Annotated in this window: 17 protein-coding genes; 6 read left to right on the top strand and 11 right to left on the bottom strand. The window is 72.4% G+C overall.

Annotated features, from left to right (window positions below; all coding sequences use genetic code 11):
* The 6 genes from ACQB60_RS04480 to ACQB60_RS04455 form a co-directional block, all read right to left on the bottom strand.
* Nucleotides 1-1,605, bottom strand: coding sequence for an ABC transporter substrate-binding protein (locus tag ACQB60_RS04480; RefSeq protein WP_496924459.1), 1,605 nt, complete (start codon nucleotides 1,603-1,605; stop codon nucleotides 1-3).
* A gap of 114 nt (nucleotides 1,606-1,719) precedes the next feature.
* Nucleotides 1,720-4,416 (bottom strand): peptidase domain-containing ABC transporter, encoded by a 2,697-nt coding sequence (locus ACQB60_RS04475; protein WP_496924458.1) that lies wholly within the window; start codon nucleotides 4,414-4,416, stop codon nucleotides 1,720-1,722.
* Nucleotides 4,417-4,522: 106 nt separating this feature from the next.
* Entirely contained in the window at nucleotides 4,523-5,185 is a 663-nt protein-coding gene (locus tag ACQB60_RS04470) for a hypothetical protein (protein ID WP_496924457.1), read from the bottom strand.
* The gene (locus ACQB60_RS04465) at nucleotides 5,182-8,613 is read right to left on the bottom strand and encodes a type 2 lanthipeptide synthetase LanM family protein (RefSeq protein ID WP_496924456.1); all 3,432 of its coding nucleotides are present in this window, start codon (nucleotides 8,611-8,613) and stop codon (nucleotides 5,182-5,184) included. Before ACQB60_RS04465 ends, ACQB60_RS04470 begins: the two co-directional genes overlap by 4 nt.
* An 89-nt stretch (nucleotides 8,614-8,702) precedes the next feature.
* Nucleotides 8,703-8,960: a mersacidin/lichenicidin family type 2 lantibiotic gene (locus tag ACQB60_RS04460; protein ID WP_384831347.1), complete on the bottom strand. Its 258-nt coding sequence runs from the start codon at nucleotides 8,958-8,960 to the stop codon at nucleotides 8,703-8,705.
* A gap of 40 nt (nucleotides 8,961-9,000) precedes the next feature.
* The gene (locus tag ACQB60_RS04455) at nucleotides 9,001-9,246 is read right to left on the bottom strand and encodes a mersacidin/lichenicidin family type 2 lantibiotic (RefSeq protein ID WP_496924455.1); all 246 of its coding nucleotides are present in this window, start codon (nucleotides 9,244-9,246) and stop codon (nucleotides 9,001-9,003) included.
* 285 nt (nucleotides 9,247-9,531) lie between these two features.
* Between ACQB60_RS04455 and ACQB60_RS04450 the strand changes: the two genes are divergently transcribed.
* On the top strand, nucleotides 9,532-11,457 hold the full coding sequence (locus ACQB60_RS04450) for a beta-galactosidase (protein WP_496924454.1): 1,926 nt from the start codon (nucleotides 9,532-9,534) through the stop codon (nucleotides 11,455-11,457).
* Here the strand turns inward: ACQB60_RS04450 and ACQB60_RS04445 are convergent.
* Nucleotides 11,435-12,388 (bottom strand): LysR family transcriptional regulator, encoded by a 954-nt coding sequence (locus tag ACQB60_RS04445; protein ID WP_496924453.1) that lies wholly within the window; start codon nucleotides 12,386-12,388, stop codon nucleotides 11,435-11,437. The two genes, ACQB60_RS04450 and ACQB60_RS04445, sit on opposite strands and share 23 nt — an antisense overlap.
* Before the next feature lie 101 nt (nucleotides 12,389-12,489).
* On the opposite strand from ACQB60_RS04445, the gene ACQB60_RS04440 reads away from it, so the two are divergent.
* Both ACQB60_RS04440 and ACQB60_RS04435 read left to right on the top strand, forming a co-directional pair.
* A complete protein-coding gene (locus ACQB60_RS04440) occupies nucleotides 12,490-13,812 on the top strand; it encodes an MFS transporter (RefSeq protein ID WP_496924452.1) in 1,323 nt (440 codons plus the stop codon).
* A 48-nt stretch (nucleotides 13,813-13,860) separates the two neighbouring features.
* On the top strand, nucleotides 13,861-14,664 hold the full coding sequence (locus ACQB60_RS04435; protein ID WP_496924451.1) for a dienelactone hydrolase family protein: 804 nt from the start codon (nucleotides 13,861-13,863) through the stop codon (nucleotides 14,662-14,664).
* 40 nt (nucleotides 14,665-14,704) lie between these two features.
* On the opposite strand, the gene ACQB60_RS04430 is transcribed toward ACQB60_RS04435, so the two are convergent.
* The 3 genes from ACQB60_RS04430 to ACQB60_RS04420 all read right to left on the bottom strand — a co-directional run bounded on the left by ACQB60_RS04430 (nucleotide 14,705) and on the right by ACQB60_RS04420 (nucleotide 17,025).
* The gene (locus ACQB60_RS04430) at nucleotides 14,705-14,911 is read right to left on the bottom strand and encodes a ferredoxin (RefSeq protein ID WP_496924450.1); all 207 of its coding nucleotides are present in this window, start codon (nucleotides 14,909-14,911) and stop codon (nucleotides 14,705-14,707) included.
* A 2-nt stretch (nucleotides 14,912-14,913) separates the two neighbouring features.
* A complete protein-coding gene (locus tag ACQB60_RS04425) occupies nucleotides 14,914-16,122 on the bottom strand; it encodes a cytochrome P450 (RefSeq protein WP_496924449.1) in 1,209 nt (402 codons plus the stop codon).
* A gap of 300 nt (nucleotides 16,123-16,422) precedes the next feature.
* The gene (locus ACQB60_RS04420; protein ID WP_496924448.1) at nucleotides 16,423-17,025 is read right to left on the bottom strand and encodes a class I SAM-dependent methyltransferase; all 603 of its coding nucleotides are present in this window, start codon (nucleotides 17,023-17,025) and stop codon (nucleotides 16,423-16,425) included.
* A 56-nt stretch (nucleotides 17,026-17,081) separates the two neighbouring features.
* On the opposite strand from ACQB60_RS04420, the gene ACQB60_RS04415 reads away from it, so the two are divergent.
* From ACQB60_RS04415 to ACQB60_RS04405, 3 genes are all read left to right on the top strand, one after another.
* On the top strand, nucleotides 17,082-17,858 hold the full coding sequence (locus ACQB60_RS04415) for an AraC family transcriptional regulator (RefSeq protein WP_496924447.1): 777 nt from the start codon (nucleotides 17,082-17,084) through the stop codon (nucleotides 17,856-17,858).
* A gap of 8 nt (nucleotides 17,859-17,866) precedes the next feature.
* Nucleotides 17,867-19,342: a membrane-associated oxidoreductase gene (locus ACQB60_RS04410; RefSeq protein WP_496924778.1), complete on the top strand. Its 1,476-nt coding sequence runs from the start codon at nucleotides 17,867-17,869 to the stop codon at nucleotides 19,340-19,342.
* A 94-nt stretch (nucleotides 19,343-19,436) separates the two neighbouring features.
* Nucleotides 19,437-20,909, top strand: a complete 1,473-nt coding sequence (locus ACQB60_RS04405) for a membrane-associated oxidoreductase (protein ID WP_496924446.1) — start codon at nucleotides 19,437-19,439, stop codon at nucleotides 20,907-20,909.
* A gap of 68 nt (nucleotides 20,910-20,977) precedes the next feature.
* On the opposite strand, the gene ACQB60_RS04400 is transcribed toward ACQB60_RS04405, so the two are convergent.
* Complete coding sequence (locus ACQB60_RS04400; RefSeq protein ID WP_496924445.1) at nucleotides 20,978-22,126, bottom strand: serine hydrolase domain-containing protein; 1,149 nt, start codon at nucleotides 22,124-22,126, stop codon at nucleotides 20,978-20,980.
* Nucleotides 22,127-22,176 lie beyond the last annotated feature (50 nt).

Raw genomic sequence — 22,176 nt, 5'->3', positions numbered from 1 at the left:
CTAGGCCCGCTTCGCCTGGAGGAGGTTGATGCCGGGATAGGGCTGGGCCCGCACCCCGGTGATCTTCTTCGGGTCCCAGGCCGTCATGAGTTCGTTGTGGACGACCGGGTAGAGGACCGCCTCCTCGGCGACGATGTCGATGTAGTCCTGGATCATCTGCTTCTTCTTCGTGGCGTCCGGCTCCTTGGTGGCCTGGTCCATCAGCTTGAAGAGGTGCTTGGCGGTGGCGGTCTCGGCCCAGCGGGCGTAGCCCATCCAGATGTTCTCGGGCCCGTAGTTGTAGTGCATGATCAGGTCGGCGTCGATGCCGAACTGGTTCGGGTTCGAGGCGGCCGCGACGACCTGGAAGTCCTTCTTCTGGTCGAGCTTGGTGAAGACGGCGGTGGTCTCCTGCGAGTCCAGGGTCGTCTCCACGCCGATCTTGTCCCAGCCCTCCTTGATGGTGGGCAGGCAGTCCGAGATCCAACTCACGTTCACGGCCATGATGTTGATCTTCAGTCCGCTCACCCCGGCGGCCTTCAGGAGCTTCTTCGCCTTCTCCGGGTCGTACGCGTACACCGTCTTCGCCGGCCGGTACGTGGGGTTGCCCTCGTTGAGGAAGGACGTGGACGCCTTGCCGTGGCCGCGCAGGGCGATCTGGATCATCTTCTCCGTGTCGATGGCGTAGTGCAGCGCCTGGCGCACGCGCACGTCGTCGAAGGGCTTGTGCTTCGTCTGGAAGAGCAGGAAGAGGTTGTTCATCCCGGCCCCGCCCTCGACCGTCAGGCCGCCCTTCTTGAGCTGCTCGATGTTGGCGTACGGGATGTTGTCGGAGATCTCCGCCTCGGCGCTGCCGCCGGAGATCTTGGCGACGCGGGGCGCGGCCTCCACGATCGTCAGCCAGTTCATCTTCTTGAACGCGGCCTTGCGCGGGCCGTTGTAGTCCGCGAACGCCTCGAAGGTGGTGTTGGACTTCGGGTGGTGCGCGGTCTGCCGGTACGGGCCCGAGCCGACCGCCTTGCCCTTCGTCGCCTCGTCCCAGGCGCCGGGCTTGGAGAAGACGTGCTTCGGCATGATCTTGGCGAGGGTGAGCCGCGCGACGCCGTCCGGGAAGGGGAACTTGAGCTGCAGCTCCACGTTCTGTGCGTCGACCTTCTTGACGCCCTTCAGCCAGCTCTCGAAGAAGCCCTTGGCGAGCGTCTGCGTCTTCGGGTCGAGGATCCGCTCGAAGACGAAGACGACGTCGTCGGCGGTCACCGGCTTGCCGTCGTGCCACGTGGCGCCCGCGCGCAGCTGGAACTTCCAGGTGGTGGCCTTCGGGTCGGCGGGCAGCGCGGTGGCGAGCGCGGGATAGGGCTCGCGGCTGATGGGGTCCGTCCCGAGCAGCCCCTCGTAGATGTGCTCGTTGCCCGCCATCGCGAAGGCGGACGCCGTCATCGTCGGGTCCCAACTCCCGTCGTTCCCATAGCCGATGACGGCGGTCAGGCTGCCCTCCGAGTCCTTGCCGCCGGTGTCGCTGGTGGACTCCGGCCCGGACGAGCAGGCGGACAGGGTCGAGGTGAGGGCGGCGGCGGCGCCGAGGGCGCCGGTGTGCTTGAGGAAGGAACGCCGGTCGGTGTCGCTCACGGTGCCTCCATGAAGGAGTGGGGTGAGGGGAACCCCGGGACTCTGGGACTCTGTAGAGATCCCACGTCCTACGTCGTGGGAGCGTGGCGACGATAGGAGGGCCGCAGGGGCAGGTCAAGGTGTCGAACACGGCCTTTCTGCACGGGGGTTGGCCAGTGCCTCGACCCGTGGCCGCGGCGGTGCGGCGGGTCGGCCGCCCGGCACCCGGGCCCGCAGATCGAGCAGGTCCGCGGCGAGGGCGTGCGCCACCTTCGGGTCGGTCACCCGCCGCCACTCGCGGTGCGCGCGGTCCACGGCCTCCTCGACCTTCTCGGTTCCGCCGGATTGGTCGGAGGTCTCCCGGTGTTTCGCCGGGTGCTTCTCCGGGTGTGCGAGCCGCTCCAGACGGGCGTCCGCGGCCGACATCCACAGCCGGCAGGCCCGCTCCGCGTCCCCGGCGAGCCGCGCCAGGTCGGCCCGCACCTCCACCCAGTGGGTGACCTCGGGGGAGCCGGGCCCGGCGTGCCGGTACGCCTCCTGCTGGTGGGCGGCGGCCAGCGCGGCGGCCTCCAGGTGGTGGCCCGCGCGGGCCGCGGCGAGGATCACGGACTGCGGGTTCGGCACGGAGATCTGGAGGGTGTCCATGGCGGGCGCGGGCCCGAACCCGCCCTGTGCGACGCCCCGTTCACCCCCGGTCTGCGCCGCGACGAGCTTCGCGTAGGCGCCCCGCAGCCGCAGCAGCTCCTCGTGCGTGCCGCGCTCGACGACCTCCCCCTGGTCCATGACGAGGATGAGGTCGGCGGAGCGTACGGTGGAGAGCCGGTGCGCGATCACGACCCGCGTGCACCGCAACTCGCTGAGCTTCAGGTGCACTTCGGCCTCGGTGCGGGCGTCCAGATGGCTGGTCGCCTCGTCGAGCAGGAGCAGCGCGGGCCGGGCCACGACGGCGCGGGCGAGGGCGAGGCGCTGCTTCTGCCCGCCGGAGAGCCCCATGCCGCCCTCGGCGAGATAGGTCTCGTACTTCATGGGCATCCGCATGACGTCGTCGTGCAGACAGGCGATCCGGGCCGCCTCGACGACCTCGTCGAGCGGCGCGTCCGGGGCGGCCAGCGTGATGTTGTCGAGGATCGACCCGCTGAACACGGCGACGTCCTGCACGACCACCCCGCACTGCCGCCGCACCGCCGCCACGTCCGCCTCGGCCAGGTCCACGCCGTCGTACAGCACCCGCCCCGACGACGGCTGGTAGAGGCCGAGCAGCAGCCGCGACAGGGTGCTCTTGCCCGAGCCGGTCGCGCCGACCACCGCGATCAGGGACCCGGGCGGGCAGGAGACCGAGACGTCCCGCACGGCCGGGGGCCCGCCCTTGCCGTACGCGTACGAGACCCGGTCGAGCTCGACGGCGCCGCGCAGGGTGAACTGCCTGCGCGGCGTCGCGTCGTCCTGCTCGGGCTCCTCGTCGAGGACGTCCTTGAGGCGGGCCACGTGCACGCCGACCGTCTGCATCTGGCGGGCCGTGTTGGCGAGGTTGTTCATCGGCACGATGAGGCTGCCGCCGATCGCGTTCAGGGCGAGCATCGTGCCGAGCGACATCCGCCCGTCCAGGACGCACCACGCCCCGTACAGGGACAGGCCGAGCGTCATCGCGGTGCGCAGCGTCTGCACGACGGCGTCCACGACGTTGTCGAGGGCCTTGCGGCGCCGGGCGGCGTCCACCTGACTCCCGAAGAGCCGCTCCCACCGCTCGTACACATGCCCTTCGGCCCCGGACGCCTTCAGCGATTCGACCCCCACGATCGACTCGACCATGTAGCTCTGCGCCTCCGACATGGCGCCGAGCTCGCGCTGGCTGAGGTCGGCGGCGCGCCGGGTGGTGACGACGACCGTGCCGAGCTGCACGACGGCGAAGGCGAGGATCACACCGGCGTAGTCGGGGGCGATGCTGAACAGCAGGCCCAGGTAGAGGACCGAGCTGGCCAGGTCGAGGAGGAGCGCGATGGCCTGGCTGGTGACGAGGTCGCGGATGATGGCGTTGCTGCTGAGGCGGAGCAACAGGTCACCGCTGGTGCGCAGTTGGAAGTAGCTGAAGGGCAGCCGCAGCAGATGGCCCAGAAAATTGCTCATCAGCCGGATGTCGATGACGGTCTGCAGATAGAGCAGCATCACGGACCGCCCGTACGTGACGACGAGCATGCTGAGCACGAGCAGCCCCACACTCAGCGAGACCACGGGCAGCGCGGAGGCGGACCCGCTGGGGATGAGGGTGTCGACGACGTACGAGGTGAGCCCTGCGGGCAGCAGCCCGATGAGGGTGAGCAGGAGCGAGAAGGCGGCGATGGCCCCGAACATCCCCAGCCTGCGCGGCAGATAGCGCCCCAGGAAGCGGACGATTCCCTGCTGCTCGCGTCCGCTCCTGGCCAGCGTCGGGGTCGGCTCGAAGGTGAGCACGACGCCGGTGAACTCCCGTGAGAACTCATCCATGCCGACGGTCCTGCGCCCACCCGCCGGATCCATGATCGTGGCGGACGTCTGCGAGATCTCCTCGAGGATCACGAAGTGCTGGAACCCCCAGTGCACGATCGCGGGCAGCGCGAGGCGGGGCAGCTGCCAGGGCTCGCAGCGCACGGCGGACACGGCGAGCCCGTACTCGCGCGCGGCCCGCGCGAGGGCGAGCGCGGTGGCGCCGTCGCGGCCGATGCCGAGCCGTTCGCGGAGGTCCCGCACGGCGGTGCGGCAGCCGAAGTAGCTGAGGATCATGGCCAGACAGGCGGCGCCGCACTCCGTCGCCGACGTCTGCGGCTGGTAGCGGACGCGCTTGGTGCGCAGCGGCACGTCGTTCTCCCCCTTGGCGGTACGTGGGTCCCTTGGGGTACGTGGGCCCCTTGGCGGTACGCGGGTCAGGTCTCTGTGTCGTGGTTCGTGGTTCTCGCAGGTGCGGCTACGGCAGGATGCGGTCGGCCAAGGCGGCGGCGACGGGGCGGCTGCCGGTGCGGACGGAGACGGTGCCGGGCTCCCTCCCGCGCGCCTCGCCCACGCGGTCCCGCGGCCGGACCCCGACGGCCTCCACGAGCCGGAACCCCTCGGGCACCTTCGCCTCCTCCTCGACGCGCAGCACGGCGCCCCGCCAGTGCCCCGGCTTCCCGACGTCGACGTGCTGACCGGTGGCCGGGTGGAGCCCGGTGGGCACGAGAAGCCGGAGGTGCCGCGCCCGACCGTCACCGAGGGCCGTGCCGGGGACGACGCTGGCCTGGGTGGTGGTGTCGACGCGGATGCAGGTGAGGGCGACGGCGGAGGCGAGGGTGACGAGGAGGGCGATGAGGAGGGGAAGGCGCGGGAGGGGGACGGGGATGGCGGCGCCACTCGTGGAGCGGGCCTGCGAGCGGGGGCTCACGCCCTCGTGAGGGGCCGGGCTCTGTCTGCGCCGGAGCGCATACGTGTGTTCGCTCGCGCCCGAGCTCCCGCTGGAGTCCCAGCTCTCATGGCTCTCGCCGCGCTCCGGGACCGCGACCACGCCGCCGCCCATGCCGCCGCCCACGTGGCCGCCCCTGCGCGGCCGAGCCCGGTACGCAGCGACGCTCTCGGGGCGGAAGACGCCCTTCACGGCCGTGCCCCCTCGAACAGCAGCACCGAGCCGGTCCGCTCAGGGTTCGCCGCCCTGAGGAGCGCGTGGCCGATTCCGGCAAGGCCGGTCATGAGGCCCGGAGTCGGGGCGCCCAAGGGGACCCCGCACAGCCAGCCGCCCCCCGTCCCTGCGGCGTCGAGGAGTGTGCGCAGGGTGCGGCGGACCTGGGCCGACAGGTCCGTGTCTCCCGTGAACTCCGCGTACGCGCGGACCAGTTCGAGGTTGCCCAGGTCGCCGTGGCACAGGCTGTGGTTGCCCACGCCCGTCAGGGTGTCGCCCTCCAGGCCCGCGGCCAGCGTCGTCGAGACCGCCCGGTTCAGCTGGGCGCGCAGGTCCGCGTCCGGGATGCCGGGGACGCCGCCGTGGCGGAGCAGGGCGAGGCGGGAGAGGCCGATGCCGGGGGCGCCGTGGCACCAGGCGTTCATGAAGGTGCCCTCGCCGCGCCCGCCGACCGCGACGTCGCGGACGTCGCGCCAGTTCCCGGCGACCGGGTCGAACAGGGTCTGCTCGAAGCGGAGCGCCCGCGCCGCGGCCTGCCCGTAACGGGCGTCCGGGGCAGCCGAGTTCAGGGCCATGAGGGCGAGGGCGCCGCCCGCGGCACCGTGCGAGAAGCCCGCCAGCGGGCGGCCGCTCGCGCCGAGCTTGGACGGCCACGCCAAGTGGCCCTCGGGCGAGGGGACTTGTGTGGTCAGGAGCCGCTCCGCGACCTGCGTGGCGGCCGTGAGCGCCGCCGGGTCGCCGAGCGACTCGTGCGCGGCGAGAAGGGTGAGGACCGCGCCCGCCGAGCCGTTCACCACGTCGAGGTGGGGGTCCGTGGTGCTGCGCCGGGGGAGCAGCGCGATGATCCGGTCGATGGTGGGGCGCCACCGGTCCTCGCCGGTCAGCGCGGTGAGCGCGGACAGGAAGTAGAGGGGGCCCGACAGCGGCCCGCCCGCCCCGACGTTGGTCAACTCGTGGTCGGGGTCGTTCCGTTCGAGATCGTCGGGGCCGGTGGAGTGGGCGGAGCCGGTGGAGTTGTCGGGGCCGGTGGGGGCGGCCGTGTCGTCGAGGAGCGAGGTGAGCCGGCGCGTCAGCTCGTCGGCGGCCCGCTCCGCCGCCCGCGCCGCCCCCGCGTGGCCCGCCGCCTGCCCCAGCTGGCCCAGGAAGAGCCCGATGCCCGGCAGCCCCCCGTACAGGTCCATGCCGGTCGTGCCCAGGGTCCAGATCCGCTCGTCCAGGAGGTTGAGGCTGAGCCAGCCGTCCCGGGTGCCGTCGCCGATCGCGTCGGCGAGGAGCCGGTCGCCGATCTCCGCGGCCGCGGCGACCAGCTGCCCGGGGCGCACCTCGTCCCGCGCGGCCCGCCGCGACCAGCCCGGCCAGCGCGCCTCGGTGAGCGCCATCTCCTGGGACAGATAAGAGCTTTCGATGACGCGGACCTGCTGCTCCAGGTCGCGCTCGCCGAGCCCCGCGACGCGCCGGGCCACCCGCTCGTACGGCGCCTCGTCGAAGAAGTCCTCGACCCGCGAGCCGTCGCCGAGCCGCACCGCGCGCTCCGCGGCCACGAAGTCGAAGAGCGGCACGTTGCCCCGCAGCAGCTGGGCGATCTCGGACTGGATGATCCGGCCCCGCCCCGGCTGCTCGGCGAGCCCGCCCCACAGCCGGTCCAGACAGACGTCCCGGTCCCGCGCGTCCCGCAGGAAGTCCGGGTGCAGGCTCTCGGTGAGCAGCTGCCCGTAGAGCCGGGTGGCCCGGAAGATGACCCGGAACGGGGCGTCCGCGAAGCCCGCCAACACGCCCTCGGGGGCGAGGAGTTCGGCGCGTCCCGCAAGGAGGATCCGGTAGGCGTCGCGGAAGCCCGCGACCACGTCGGCCCGGTGGTCGCGGGCGTTGACGGGCGCATCGCCGAGCCGGGGCGCGTTGCCGAAGCCCTCCATCGGCTGCCGCTGCTTGACCAGGCGCATCTCGTCGGTGCCGATGCCCACCCAGCCCGGCACCTCGGCGGGGGTCAGCTGGCCCGCCTCGCCGCCGATGCCGCTCATGTCGGTGCGCTGCACCCGGTCGTCCTCGTCGCGGTACAGCATGTGGCCGGGCAGCAGCCCGGTCAGCGCCACGGAGGTCTCCAGGAAGGACTGTGCGGGATCCCGCCAGTCCTGCTCCCGCTGGGTGCGCACGGCCTCCGAGACGACGGTGTGGAAGAGCGCCTCCAGGTCCACCACGACCGGGTGCGGCCCGGACGCGATGACGTTCTCGAAGTGCATGTCGGTGGCGTGCAGGGCGTACAGCAGGGCGAGTTGGGCGCCCATCCGCCAGTAGAAGGCCCGCACCTCGCCGCGGTCGGCGCAGGGGGCCGACGCCACGAACTCGGCCCAGCCGTAGCCGTCGGCACCACCCTCGTCCCGGTCGAGGACGCGCACGGTGCGCAGGGCGTGCCGCGGCCCCTGCGCGTTGAACCAGCCGAGCAGTCCGTTGTACGCGAGGTCGGCGCGGAGCGAGCGCGGCTTGTACACGAGCCGGGCGTCCTCGAAGCGCAGCAGGGCCACGCTCTGCCCGTCCCGGTGCACGTCCCCCGCCCCGAAGGACACCTCGGTCAGCGCCCCCGGCTCCGCGGGCAGCAGCCCCGCCTCCCGCAGTCGCCCCCAGTCGCCCGCGAGCCGCCGCCCGAACTCCCCGGCCCGCGCCACCCATTGCTCGCACAGCTCCGTCACGTACCGCAGCAGCACCGGGTACTCCGTCCACAGCGCCTGCCGCACCTCGTCGGTGCGCAGCAGCTCCACGAAGGCGGCGAACCGCTCCTCGGGGGTGTCGCCGGTGAGCCGCCCCTCGAGGCGGGCCACGTTCAGTTCGAGCACCAGGGTCCGGCTCACGGCCTCCCACAGCCTCGGCAGCGGCATGGTGTCGAGCAACACCTTGTCCAGCGCGCGCAGTTGAGGGGGTACGGGCAGTGCGGCGAGGTCCCGGCGCAGCCGGTGCCGGGCGTCGACGAGCACCGCCCGGAAGGGTTCGAGCAGCCCCAGGTCGGCCTCCGGGTGCGCCCGCCCGGCGTCGTCGCGGGTGGCCGCCTCGATGCGGCGCAGCCACGCGGGCCGGTCGGCGTCCGGCGCGACGGGGGCGCCCGACGGCTCGTCCAGCAGTGCCCGGAACTCCTCCTCGCCCACACCCAGGGCCGCCACGCGGGTGGCGACGGTCTCCGGCTGCTGGTCCACCCACCACAACTCACGCCAGAAGGCGTGCCGTTCGGCCGCGTCCCCGCCTCCCGCGTCCCCGCCTCCCGCGTCCCCGCCTCCCGCGTCCCCGCCTCCCGCGACCCGCTGCCCCCACCCGGTGTCGTCGTCTCCGGCGCGCGTCCAGGACGCCCGCTCGGTGAGGGGCGCGGCCCGCCACCACGGGACCACGGCCACGTCGCCCGCCGTCGTCGTCTGCTCGCTCATCGCGTCTCCCCCTGGGTCTGATCCGATGGGGGGCCGCCCGGCCCTGCCGGACGGCCCCCGTCTTCGTTCGGCGCTTCGGTGCGGTGCGGCTAGTGGCACACGGTGACGGTCATGACGCAGCCCGCCGAGACCGTCGGGCTGACGGACGGCGTGGTCCACGTCCAGCCGGTGCCCGGCTGGTGGCAGCAGCCGAAGGTGGCCAGTCCGTGCGAGCCCGCCCCGGCGGCCGCGGCCAGCTCGTCCTCGGAGAGGGGGGTGAGCCCCACCTCCCCGGAGGGGTGCGCCGGGGCCGTCTCGCCCTGGGCCCGGCGGTAGTACGGGTCCTTGAGGGCCCTGATCTCGTCCATGTCGGTCTCTCCCGTGGGTAGGTGATGGGTGGCGGAGTGCTCAGCAGCAGCCGGCGGAGCCCCACTTGCAGCTGCCGCACATGGTTCCGTCGGGCGAGCACCGGGCCAGCGAGGCGGCGATGACGCCGCCCGTGACGACGGCGCCCCAGGTGGTGCCGCCCCCGACCTCCCCGAGCTCGTCGTCGCTCAGCGACACGACCCCGGCCGGGCTCTCCGGCGCCGACTGCGCCGCTGCGTCCAGCTGCCGCCGGTAGTACGGGTCCTTCCAGGCACGGACCTGGTCCATGGGATCCCCCTTCGAGTGTGGTGAGACGCGGGTCTTCCCGCTCTTCCCGCACCGGCCGAGCGGCGGCTGCCACCGGCCGGGCTGCGGTGCTCACACAGATTCACGGAAGGGCACAGGCCGTGGTTGAACGGCGCCCGTCCCAGGGACCTCATGGGATTCCCGGCGCTGTGACCTGCTGGGACGCGCCGTGGGATGAGACGTCCGGAGACGCCGGGATGCGCGGGGGACGTCGTGGGACGCGGCGAGGCGCGTGGGGCGCGGGGAGCGGGGGAAGGGGAGTGCGGTATGCGCCCCTCCCGTCCCTCTGTTCCCCCTGCCCGGCTCCACCCCCTCCACACCCGCCTCCCCGCCCCCGGCTTCGGCGGCGACTACAACCCCGAGCAGTGGCCCCCCGAAGTCCACGCCGAGGACGCCGCGTTGATGAAGACGGCGGGCGTCAGCCTCGTCACGCTCGGCATCTTCGGCTGGGCCGCCTCCGAACCCACCCCGGGCGCCCACGACTTCGGCTGGCTCGACCCCCACATGGACCGACTCGCGGACGCGGGCATCGCGGTGTGCCTCGCCACCATGACCGCGTCACCGCCGCCCTGGCTGGCCCGCCGCCACCCCGAGACGCTCCCCGTCCTCGACGACGGCACCCGCCTGCACCCCGGCTCCCGCCAGCACTGGTGCCCCTCCAGCCCGGTCTACCGCACCCACGCCGTCCGCCTCGTCGAACGCCTCGCCACCCACTACGCAGGACACCCGGCCCTCGCGCTCTGGCACATCAACAACGAATACGGCTGCCACATCTCGCGCCACTGCCACTGCGAGGTCTCCACGGAGGCGTTCCGCATCTGGCTGCGCGAGCGCTACGGCACCCTCGACGCTCTCAACTCGGCCTGGTCCACGGACTTCTGGTCGCAGCGGTACGCCGCCTGGGACGAGATCCACACCCCGCGCGCCGCCCCCTCCTTCCGCAACCCCGCACAGCAGCTCGACTACCAGCGCTTCTCCTCCGACGAACTCCTCGCCTGCTACCGCGCCGAACGCGCCGTCCTCGCCCGCCTCACCCCCGCCATCCCCGTCACCACCAACTTCGTGCCCGTCGCCAAGACCCTCGACCTGTTCGCCTGGGCCCGCGAACTCGACGTCGTCTCCTACGACTCGTACCCCGACCCGCACGACCCCGACGCCGCACATCGCGCCGCCTTCTCGTACGACGTGATGCGCGGCCTGCGCGACGGACAGCCCTGGCTGCTCCTGGAGCAGGCCCCGGGCGCCGTCAACTGGCGCTCCCACAACGGCCGCAAGCCGCCGGGGCGCATGCGCCACGACACCTGGCAGGCCCTCGCGCACGGCGCGGACGCGGCGCTCTTCTTCCAGTGGCGCCAGTCACGCGGGGGAGCGGAGAAGTTCCACTCGGCGATGGTCCCGCACGGCGGCCCCGGCACCCGCACCTTCCGCGAAGTCACGGAACTGGGAGCCGAGTTGAGGAAGTTCCCGGAACTCCTCGGCGCGCACCCCGCCCCCGCCGACGCCGCCCTCCTCCTCGACTGGCCCAACTGGTGGGCCCTCGAACTCGACGCCCACCCCAGCGCCCGCCTCTCCTACCTCGACGCGGCCCTCGCCCACCACAAGCCGTTGTACGACGCGTCGGTGGCCTGCGACATCGTCCCCACCGACGCGGACCTGACCCGCTACCGCCTCCTCCTCGTCCCGCACCTCTACGCGGTGAGCGAGGAGACGGCCGCCCGTCTCACCCGGTACGTCCACGACGGCGGCACCCTCGTCCTGTCGTACTTCTCCGGCATCGTCGACGAGCACGACCGCGTCCACCTCGGCGGCTACCCGGCGCCCTTCCGGGAGGTGCTCGGGCTGTGCGTGGAGGAGTTCGCGCCGCGCCCCGACGGGAGCTGGGCGGAGGTGATCCGGCTTGAGGGCGCGGAGGCGGTCACGGCCTTCGAGGGCGAACTGGACGGCCTGCCCGCCGTGACCCGGCACGCGTACGGGGCGGGCACCGCCTGGTACCTGGGCACGCGCCCCGGCCCGCCCGCGCTCCGCGCGCTCCTCGACCGCGTCCGGGCGGAGGCCGGGGTCCACCCCGTCCTGCCGGACCTCCCCGACGGGGTCCAGGCCCGCACCCGGATCACGGCGGACGGCCGCAGCCTGCACATCGTCCTCGACGAGCGCGCCCTGACGGTGGACGTCAGAGAAGGTGACCGTCGTTGATGCGCGGCCCCAACTCCCGTGCCAGAGCGGCCGCGAGAGCCCGGAAGATCCGCACTTCCGCATTGTCGTCGCCCGCGCGCACGGCGAGGTAGCTGCTCTCCCACGGGGCGTCCACGATCGGCACGAACGTCGCGCCGGGCCACGCGTAGTAGCGGGCGAAGGACCACAGTCCCGAGCCCGCGGCCCGCCCCGTCACGACGCCGGTGAGTACCTCCTGCGGCGTGACGGCGTACTCGGTGCTGCGGCGCTGGGCCTCCTGGTCGAAGTACAGGTAGTCGGTGAAGGTGCGCGGGGTGTGCCGGGGCAGCCGCACGAAGGGCAGCTCGGCGATGTCGGCGACGGTGGCCCCTCCTTTGTGGGCGTCGGCGAGCGGGGACCGGGCGGGCACGGCCACGATGCGCTGCTCCGTCGTCATGACGTCTACGGCGATCCGCTCGTCATCGGGGTCGGGCCGTACGAAGGCGACGTCGACGCGGTCCTCGACGAGCGCGGAGACATGTTCGGTGAAGTCCAACTGCCGGGTGACGACCGGCACTTCGGGCCGGGCCCGGCGGTAGGCGTTGATCGCGGCCGGGGTCAGCTCGGCCGACCCGTGCCCCATGATCCCCACCCGCAGCGGCCGCTCCGGCGACGGCCCCCGATCGCCGTGACGGTGCGATGCCCCCTCGGCCATGTCGGCCAGGTCCGCCACGGCGGCGTTGGACGCGGCGAGCAGCACGCGGGCGTGCCCCGCCAGCCGCACGCCCGCCGGGGTCGGCACGACGGGGCTCGCGCTCCGGTCGAGCAGTACGGCCCCGAGGTCGGTCTCCAGGCGGCGCACGTGCTGGGTGACGGCGGGCGGCGACAGAAAGAGCCGTGCCGCGGCCCGCCCGAAGTGTCCTTCCTCCACGACCGCCAGAAAGGAGGACAGAAGCCGCAGGTCAAGCGCCATGCCTTCCAGCGTACGGCGCCCGCCTCGCCCCGCTCGCACGCCCTTCACGATTCGTGAACGCGAGCGGCGCGGGTCCCGCCCGCCTCCGTACAACTACGCACATGACCAGCACGACCCCGACGACAAGGCCCGCCACCACCCCGGCACAGGGCCCACCCCCGCCCCCTCACCCCCGGTACGGGATCCGCGCCGGATGGATCATGACGGCCTCGGGCTGGAGCGCCAACCAGTTCTCCGCGCTCCTGGGCGCCTACCGCTCCGGGCTCGGCCTCTCCGAGTCCGCGGTGACGGGCCTCTTCGCCCTCTACGTCGTCGGCCTCATCCCGGGCCTCCTGATCGGCGGCCCGCTGGCCGACCGCCTCGGCCGCCGCCCCGTGGCCCTCACGGCCCTCGCCCTGAACCTGGCGTCGACGCTCCTCCTCATGTGCGGCGCGACCTCGACGCTCCTGCTCTGGCCGGGCCGCTTCCTGACGGGGGTCAGCGCGGGCGCGCTCCTGGCGGCGGGCAGCGCCTGGATCAAGGAACTCTCCTCCCCGCCGTACGTGTCCCCGTCCACTCCTGCCACCACGGCCGCCCGCCGCTCGGGCCTCTACGTCTCGGCGGGCTTCGCCACGGGTGGCCTGGCGGCGGCCCTCATAGCCCAGTGGTCCCCCCATCCGATGGTGACGGCGTACGTGCCCCACATACTCCTGGCCGCGGTGGCGGGCCTGGCGGCGTGGGCTTGCCCGGAAACGATGGGCCCAGCCGCCCCTGCTGCGGCCGGCAGCCGCACGACGGCTGAGCCTGCCGCTACCGCTGTGGGCAGGCGTTCCGCACGGCGGAACGGGTGGGCACAGCCCACGACGGCGGGTGCGACGAACCAGAAACATCAAGTCACCCACAAGTTCGGCCGCACCGTCATCCCGCTGGCCCCCTGGGTCTTCGCCGCCCCCGCCACGGGATTCGTCACCCTCCCCGCCCTGGTCCACGGCAACGTGATCTACGCAGGAGTGGCCTCAGCGGTGGTCCCCGGCACGGGCCTGCTCATCCAGCCCCTGGCCCGCCGCCTGGCGAGAATCCACCGCCTCGCCACCGCGGTGGCAGGACTCCTCACCATGACGGTGGCCCTGGCCGCCGCCGCCCTCTCGGTGGCCGCAGAACAGAAGGGCCCCACCCTCGCGTCCGCGGCCGCACTCGGCGCGGGCTACGGATTCGCCCTCACCTACGGCCTCACCGAGACGACCGCCCTCGCCCCGCCCCACCAACTCGCCCGCCGCACCGCCCACTTCTGGACCGCCGCCTACACGGGCATGTTCACCCCGTACGCCTTCACCCTCCTCACCCACTCCGGCGGCCCTCTCACCCCACCCGCTCTCCTCGCCCTGCTCTCCGCGCTGGCCGCCGTGACCTGCGGGATTCTCCTGACACTGAACAGGAGTTCGTGACAGAGTCGAGCAGGAACCAGCAAAAAGTGAGTCCGGGGGGAACACAGCGTGACGTACGAGACGGGCACGACGTACGAGACATATGAAGTGACGGCCGATCAGGTCCACATACCGAGGTCCGACTCCTCGGCCCCCATGGCCGCCTATGTCGCCCGCCCTGTCGACCACCCCGGCACCACCCCCCGCCCCGCCGTCCTCATCGGCGCCGAACTCTGGGGCCTGACCGACCAGGTCCGCGCCGTCACCCGCGACGTCGCCGCACTCGGCTACGTCGCGGTCGCGCCGGACCTCTACCACCGCGCGGGCCAGGACACCGGCAACGGCTTCGCGGAGAGCGACGAGAACAGCGCCCGCGCCTTCGACCTGGTGTCCCGACTCACGCGCGACGGCGTCGAGTCGGACCTGCGCGCCGCCCTCGCCCACGCGGCCACGCACGCGGGCGCGCACGCCGACAAGGCGGGCATGCTCGGCTTCAGCCTCGGCGGGCACGTCACGTACTTCGCCGCCACCCGCCTCCCGCTCGCGGCCGCCGCGCTCTACTACCCGGGCTGGCTGACCGAGCCCGGCACGGCACTCAGCCGCCCCGACGCCCTGCTCTCCGGCACGTACGCGATCGCGGGGCACGACACCCGCGTACGGATGTTCTTCGCGGAGCTCGACCACGTCATCGACGCCGGCCAGCGGGAGGAGACCGCCGCCGCGCTCACCGCGTCCGGGGTCCGGCACGACATCACCGTCTACCCGGGGGCGCAGCACGCGTTCTTCGTCCCCGGCCGACCGGCGTACGCGAAGGCGGCGGCCGAGGACTCCTGGGGCCGGGTGGCAGCCCTGTTCGCGGAGGAACTGGGCTGACACCGGGGGCCCTTCAGGGGTTACGGAGGCCCTTCAGAGGCTACGGACCCTCGTCGAGCGAGATGGCCTGCACGGGACAGACCCGCACCGCCTCCCGCACCAGGGCCCCCGACAGCTTCTCCTCGTAGCCGGGCAGCAGCTCGCTGAACCCGTCGTCGTCCTGCGTGAAGACCTCCGGCGAGGTCAGCACGCACTGCCCGGCGCCGATGCACTTGTCCTTGTCGATGTCGATACGGCGACTGCTCACGCTCACAACTCACCCCATGCGACGGGAAGTTCCACCAACCCCTGCAACGTATCGCCCGGCTTGTGCCGCACCTGCGCAACCGGAACGGCGAGCCGCAGATCCGGGATCCGCTCGAAGAGCGTCCGCAGCGCGATCTCCAGCTCCACCCGCGCCAGGTTCTGCCCCAGGCACTGGTGCACGCCGAAGCCGAACGCGACGTGGTGGCGGGCGGACCGCGCCACGTCCAGGGCGTCGGGGTCGGGGTAGCGGGCGCCGTCGCGGTTGATGGTGGACGTGGCGAACATGACGCCCTCGCCGGCCCGGATGGTCACGCCGCCCACCTCGATGTCCTCGGTGGCGATCCGCTGCAGCCCCTCGGCGATCGACAGGAAGCGCAGCAGCTCCTCCACGGCCCCCGGCAGCAGCTCCGGGTCCGCCCGCAACGCGGCCAGCTGGTCCGGGTGTTCGAGGAGTGTGAACGTGCCGAGCGAGATCATGTTGGCGGTCGTCTCGTGCCCGGCGACCAGCAGCACGAGCGCCATCCACGTCAGGTCCTCGCGTTCGAGGTCGCCCTCCGGCAGCCGCTCACGGATGAGCTGGTCGAGGATTCCCTCGCCCGCGTCCGCCGCCTCCCCCCGCTCCTTCTTCCCGATCAAATCCCGCAGATAGTCCAGAAGTTGATCGCGCCCGGCCTCCGCCTCCGCCGCCGTGCGGCCCCGCAGCAGCCGCCGCGAGGCGGACTCGAAGAACTCGTGGTCCGCGTACGGGACGCCGAGCAGCTCGCAGATCACCATGGACGGCACCGGCAGCGCGAAGTCCGCGACCAGCTCGGTGGGCGGGCCCTTCTCCAGGACGGCGTCGAGCAGCCCGTCCACGATGAGCTGGATCCGGGGCCGCAGGGCGGCGATCCGCTTCACCCCGAACGCCGGGATCAGCATGCGCCGCTGCCGGTTGTGCTCCGGGTCGTCCACGCCGAGCAGCGGCGTCGGCCGGGTGCGGGACTGGTCGAAGCGGGGCGCGACGACGGGGAAGTCGTTGCGCTGCCGGTCGCTGGAGAGCCGGGCGTCGGTCAGCAGCGCCTGCGCCTCGGCGTGCCCGGTGACCAGCCACGCCTCGTTCCCGTCGTAGAGGGTCACGCGGTGGACGGGGCCCTGCCGGGCGGGGGCGCGGTAGTCGGCGGGCGGGTGGTAGGGACAGGTGCGGTCCTGCGGGAAGGGAATGGCTTCGGCCATGAGGGCCTCCGAGCTGTGCGGAGCTATACGGATAAGGCGTCGCGGTACGGAGCTGTGGAGCTGTGGAGCTATGGAGCTGTGGAGCTGTGGAGCTATACGGATGGGCGCTCCGCTTCCCACTCCATGCCCGCTGCACGTACTTCGTACATGCGCGGTTCGGCCAAGTGGGCGAGGTATGCGAAAGATGGCCCGCATTGGGCCGAGAAGCGCTCAACTCTTTCCCCGTACTCCCCGCTCACCCCTCGACTCCGCCCGCGATCGCACCCGCCTCCACAACCGGAATTGGCGCGATCCGCCCCCTCACGGCTCCTGCCCCGCGACGGCCGAGGTCCATGGCTTGCGCGCACGGAAGCGGAAGCCACGGACCTCGGGGTGCAGGTCCACCACGACCTCCGTGAAGCCGGCGCCCTCCAGGCGCTCGGGGAGCCCGTCCGGATCCACGACGTTCATGGTGTCCAGGAAGTGCAGGATCCGGAAGCGCAGGCTCGACATGCTGTCGCTGCCCGCGAAGACTCCGCCGGGTCGCAGCACGCGGAACGCCTCGGCGAAGATCCGGTCCTGGAGCGCGCGGCTCGGCACATGGTGCAACATCGTGAAACACACGACGGACGAGAACGACTCCTGCCCGAGCGGCAGTCGAGCCCCGTCCGCATGCAGGATGCGCGCCTGCTCCCCCCACCGCTCGGCGAGCAGCGCGGCGGTCGGCCCGTCGATCTCGACGGCCGTCATGCGCGCCACCCGCCGCACGAGAACACGCAGGTTGGCCCCGTACCCCGGCCCGACCTCCAGCAGATCGTCCCCCAACTCCACCTCCTCAAGAGCCCACGGCAGCAGCCGTTCCTCGACGGCCTGCGCCCACTCCTCGGAGCTGCACAGCTTGCGGTGCACACGGTTCATCGGCATGCGCACGACGCTAGAAGCGGCCCCTCCCTGTCCACCACGGGCTACGCTGCCGACTCATGTCGCCAACCGGACACGACTCCCTGGGTGCGGTCTTCGTCGGAGACTTCCCACTCCGGCGCGGCACGGTGATCGCCCGCCACTGGCACCCCTTCCACCAACTGGCCTGGTCCACCGAGGGGTTGCTGAGCGTCGGCACGGACCGCGGCAGCTGGCTGCTCCCGCCCTCCCTCGCCCTCTGGATCCCCGCGGGCCTGCCCCACACCACGGCGGCGGGCCCGACCGGTTCGGCGGCACTGCGCAGCCCGTACGTGGACCCGGCCCACTGCCCCGACGCCTGGACCGAGCCCACCGTCCTGGCCGTGGGCCCGCTCCTGAGCGCCCTGATCGACCACCTCTCCCGCCCCGACCTCACCCCGCCCGCACGGTCCCGCGCGGAGGCCGTCCTCCTGGACGCCCTGGACCCCGTACCGGAGCTGAGAAGCATCACCCTGACCGAGCCGACCGACCCACGGGCGCGAGAGGTGGCGCGATCCCTGTCCGAACACCCCGCGGACCCCCGCACGTTGACGGACTGGGGCAAGCGGACGGACACCAGCGCCCGCACCCTGGCCCGCCTCTTCCGCGCCGAGACGGGCCTGGCCTTCGGCCAGTGGCGCGAGCGGCTGCGGATGCGCGCCGCGATGCCGCACCTGGCGGCGGGCCGCACGACGGAGGCGGTCGCGGCACGCGTCGGCTACGCGTCGGCGAGCTCGTTCGTGGCGGCGTTCCGGCGGGTGGTGGGGGTGACGCCGCGAAGATACTTTCCGAACTCATCTACTGCGACAGGGAGTTAGTGGTGCGGATGGACGTGAGCGAGCTGACGGAGGCCGAGCGGCGCGTGTGGGAGGCGTTCCCGTTCGGGCGGACCGTCGACTTCCGGGAGCGCCGCAGGGAACCGGCCGACGACGGCGCGCACTGGGGTCCCGCGCGCACGGTGCGCGCGGAGGTCCTCCGTACCCTCCTCCTCGACGGCCCCCGTACGGAGGGCGAGATCCCCTACCTCCGCGTCAACGGCGCCCGCATCACCGGAAAGCTGGACCTCCAGTACGCGGAGATCCCGGGCCCGATCCACCTGTGGTCCTGCTACTTCGAGGAGGAACTGGACCTGTACGGGGCGCAGTTGCGCCAGCTGAACCTGGGCCACTCCGTCCTTCCCGGCGTGAACGCGATCGCGCTGCGCGTGGACGGCTCCGTCCGCATGTCGGGGTGCCGTGTCACCCCGGGCCCCATCCGCCTCGGCGGCGCGCGGATCGCCGGGGCGCTCTTCTTCGAGGCCGCGCACCTCGGCGATCCGGACCAGCCGCTCTCCGAACCGGTCCTCGCCCTCAACCGCGCGACGATCGACGACGACCTCCGGGCCGACGCGGGCTTCACCGCCCACGGCCTGGTCCGCCTCTCGGGCGCGGTCGTCGCGGGGAACATCACGTTCGACGACGCGGTCCTCAGCAACCCGGGTGGGACGGCGCTGCATGCGTCGAACCTCAGCGCGGGGACGGACCTGCATGCGATGCGGGTTCAGGCGCATGGACGGCTCAACTTGGTGGGTGCCCGCATCCCCGGTCATCTCAACCTGGAGGGCGCCCACCTCTCCAACCCGGGCGGCACAGCACTGCGCGTCAGCGGCGCTGTCGCAGGCGCACTCAACCTTGGCCAGGCCACGCCTATCAAGGGTCTTGTCACCCTGCGCGGCTGCCAACTCGACTACTTGCACATAGCCCCGGAGACTTGGCCTGACAAGGTTCGCCTCGACGGCTTGGCCTATGCCCGGCTTGGCCCGCACGAGCCTGCCGAGCGCTGCCTACCAGTCCTTGAGCGGGACGTGGACGGCTTTGTGTCATACACGTACGAGCAACTGTCCACTGCGTACCGTCGCATCGGCGACGACGCCTCCGCCCGCACCGTCCAGCTGGCCAAACTCCGCCGCCACCGCTCGACACTGCCCCGTTACGCCCGCCCCTGGGGCTACCTCCAGGACGCCACGGTCGGCTACGGCTTCCGCCCCACGAGAGCCGCGATCTGGCTCCTCTCCCTCTTCCTGACGGGCTCCCTCGCCTACGGCTTCCACCACCCCCGCCCCCTGAAGGCGGGCGAGGCCCCCGACTTCAACCCGGTCTTCTACACCCTCGACCTGCTCCTCCCGATCATCGGCTTCGGCCAGGAGGAGGCATTCGCCCCGAAGGGCGCCTACCAGTGGCTCTCGTACGCGCTGATCGTCACGGGCTGGACCCTCGCCACGACGATCGCGGCGGGGATCACCAGGGCCATCAACCGGCAGTGAGAGGAGCGGTGTTGAGGGTGTTGTCTTCGGCGACTCACTGATGGCTTGATCCAGGAGTACCTTCCGTACTGGGGCATGGGCACGGGGGGCCGAGATGGAGCTGAGCCAGCTGTCGGAGGCCGAGCTGCGGGTGTGGGAGGCGTTTCCCGTGGGGCGCACCGTCGACTTCCGGGAGCGGCATCGGGAGCCCGCGGACGGCGGGGAGGGGTGGGGGGACGAGCGGACCGTGCGGGCCGAAGTGCTGCGGGCCCTGCTCATCGAGGAACCCCGGCAGACCGGTGAGACGCCCGTTCTGAGAATCGCCGGCGCCCGGATCAGCGGCAAGCTCGACCTCCAGTACGCGGAGATCGACGCCCCCATGCACCTGTGGTCCTGCTACTTCGACGACAAACTCGACCTGTACGGCGCGCAGTTGAGGCAGTTGAACCTGGGCCGTTCCGTGCTGCCCGGCCTGTACGGGGCGGGCCTGCGGGTCGACGGCTCGCTGCGGATGACCGGCTGCCGGGTCCGCGGCCCCGTCCGGCTCGGCGGCGCCCGCATCGCCGGGGCGCTCTTCATCGACGGCGCCCGGCTCGGCGAGGCCCACGTCCCCCTCTCCGAACCCGTCCTCGCCCTCAACCGCGCCACCATCGACGACGACCTCCAGGCCGACGGCGGCCTCATCGCCCACGGCCTGGTCCGCCTCGCGGGCGCCGTCGTCGCCGGGAACATCACCTTCGACTACGCGGTCCTCAGCAACCCCGGCGGCACCGCCCTGCACGCCTCCAACCTCAGCGGCGGCACCGACCTGCACGCCATGCGCCTCACCGCCCACGGCCGTGTCAACCTGCGCGGCGCCCGCATCCCCGGCCAGCTCAACTTCGCCTACGCGCGCCTCGCCAACCCCGGCGGCATGGCCCTGCGCGCCAGCAGCGTCTCCGCGGGCGAGCTCTGGTTCCGCGAGGCCGCCCCCATCGAAGGCCGCGTCACCCTGCGCCGCGCCCAGGTCAACCTGCTGCACATCGCCCCCGAGACCTGGCCGACCGTGGTCCGCCTCGACGGCCTGACCTACGCGACCCTCGACCCCCACGAGCCCGCCGAGCGCCGCCTCGAAGTCCTGGAGCGGGACATGGACGGCTACGTCCCGTACGAGTACGAGCAGCTCACCGCCGCCTACCGCCGTATCGGCGACGACGCGGCCGCCCGCACGGTCCAGCTCGCGAAACTCCGCCGCCACCGCGGGACGCTCCGCTGGTACGCGAAGATCTGGGGCCAGATCCAGGACGGCACCGTCGGCTACGGCTTCCGCCCGGCGCGGGCCGCGATCTGGCTCCTCTCCCTGCTCCTCACCGGCTCCCTCGCCTACGGCTTCCACCACCCCCGCCCCCTGAAGGCGGGCGAGGCCCCCGACTTCAACCCGGTCTTCTACACCCTCGACCTGATGCTCCCGATCATCGGCTTCGGCCAGGAGGAGCGCTTCGCCCCCGACGGCTTCTACCAGTGGCTCTCGTACGCCTTGATCGTCACGGGCTGGACCCTCGCCACGACGATCGCGGCAGGCATCACCCGGGCGATCAACCGGCAGTAGGAGCAGCCCAGTTCGCAGGCCGACAGCTGACAGCCGACAGTCGACGGCCTGCGAACTGCGGCCTGCGGTCAGCGGCAGAACGCCTTGTCCACCAGCTTCTCCACCTTCGGCATGGTCGTCTTGTCCGACGGCTGCATCGTCACCGCGACATTGACCGCCCGGCCGTCGCCCGTGACACCGCCCCGCGTCTCGTACCCGGGGAAGCTGCCGCCGTGGCCCCAGTAGACCCCGCCGCACGACAGCGGCGTGCGCACGAGCCCGAGGCCGTAGCGGGCGCCCTTCGCGAAGGGCGTCCCGGCGCGCACGGTCCTGCGCATCTGGTCCAGCTGGGGCTTCGGGAGGAGTTCACCGCCCATGAGCGCGGTGAAGAACCGGTTGAGGTCGGAGTTGGTGGAGACGAGCTGACCCGCCGCCCAGGCCCAGGAGGGGTCCATCTCCGTGATGTCCTGCAAGGGCGCGCCCGCCGCCTCCCGGTAGTAGCCCTTGGGGTGCGGGCCCCGGATCGTCACGTCACCGGGGGCGGGGAAGTAGGTGTGGCGCAGCCCGGCGCGCTGGATGACGCGCCGGTCGATCTCCTGGGCGAGGGGCCGGTGGGTGACCTTCTCGACGAGGAGCCCCGCCAGTACGTAATTGGTGTTGCTGTAGGCCCACTTGGACCCCGGATCGAACTCGGACTTGTACCGGAGCGCGATGTCGAGCAGCTCACGCGGCTCGTAGCGCCGCGGCTGCAGATCGGCCTTGGTGTAGTCGGGCAGCCCGCTGGTCTGCTGCAGGATCTGCCGTACGGTGATGTCGTTCCCGTCGATCCCGTCCCCTCGCACGAGGCCCGGCAGATAGGTGTCGATGTGCTCGTCGAGGCGGATTCTCCCCTCCGCGACGAGCTGCAGCACGACCACCGCCGTGAAGGTCTTGGTGTTGCTCCCGATCCGCACCCGGCCGTCCCGGGGCACCTCCGCCCCGGTGGCCAGGTCGCCGACGCCCGCGGTGTAGGTACGGGTGGGGCCGTGCTTTCCCCGCACGCTCGCCAGCGCGCCGGGCACGCCGTCGTCGCCACGCACCAGCGCGTCGAGTCCGCGCTGCACGGTGTCCCGCTGGGCGGGGGCCGCCGTCGCCGCCGCGGTCGGTGCGAGGGTGCCCACGGTCAGGAGACCTGCGGTCACTGCGGCCGTGGCCACGGCCGCCACGAGACGGGGCTTCTTCGATACCTGTGTGCGCACGAGCTCAACTCCTGGGGAAACGCCGGGAAACCACCGGCATGTGCCTGTCG

This window comes from Streptomyces odontotermitis, assembly GCF_050510915.1.
In the GTDB taxonomy this organism is placed as follows: Bacteria; Actinomycetota; Actinomycetes; order Streptomycetales; family Streptomycetaceae; genus Streptomyces.
Note: the sequence above shows the minus strand (reverse complement) of the source record. Positions and strands in the feature narration are given on the sequence as shown.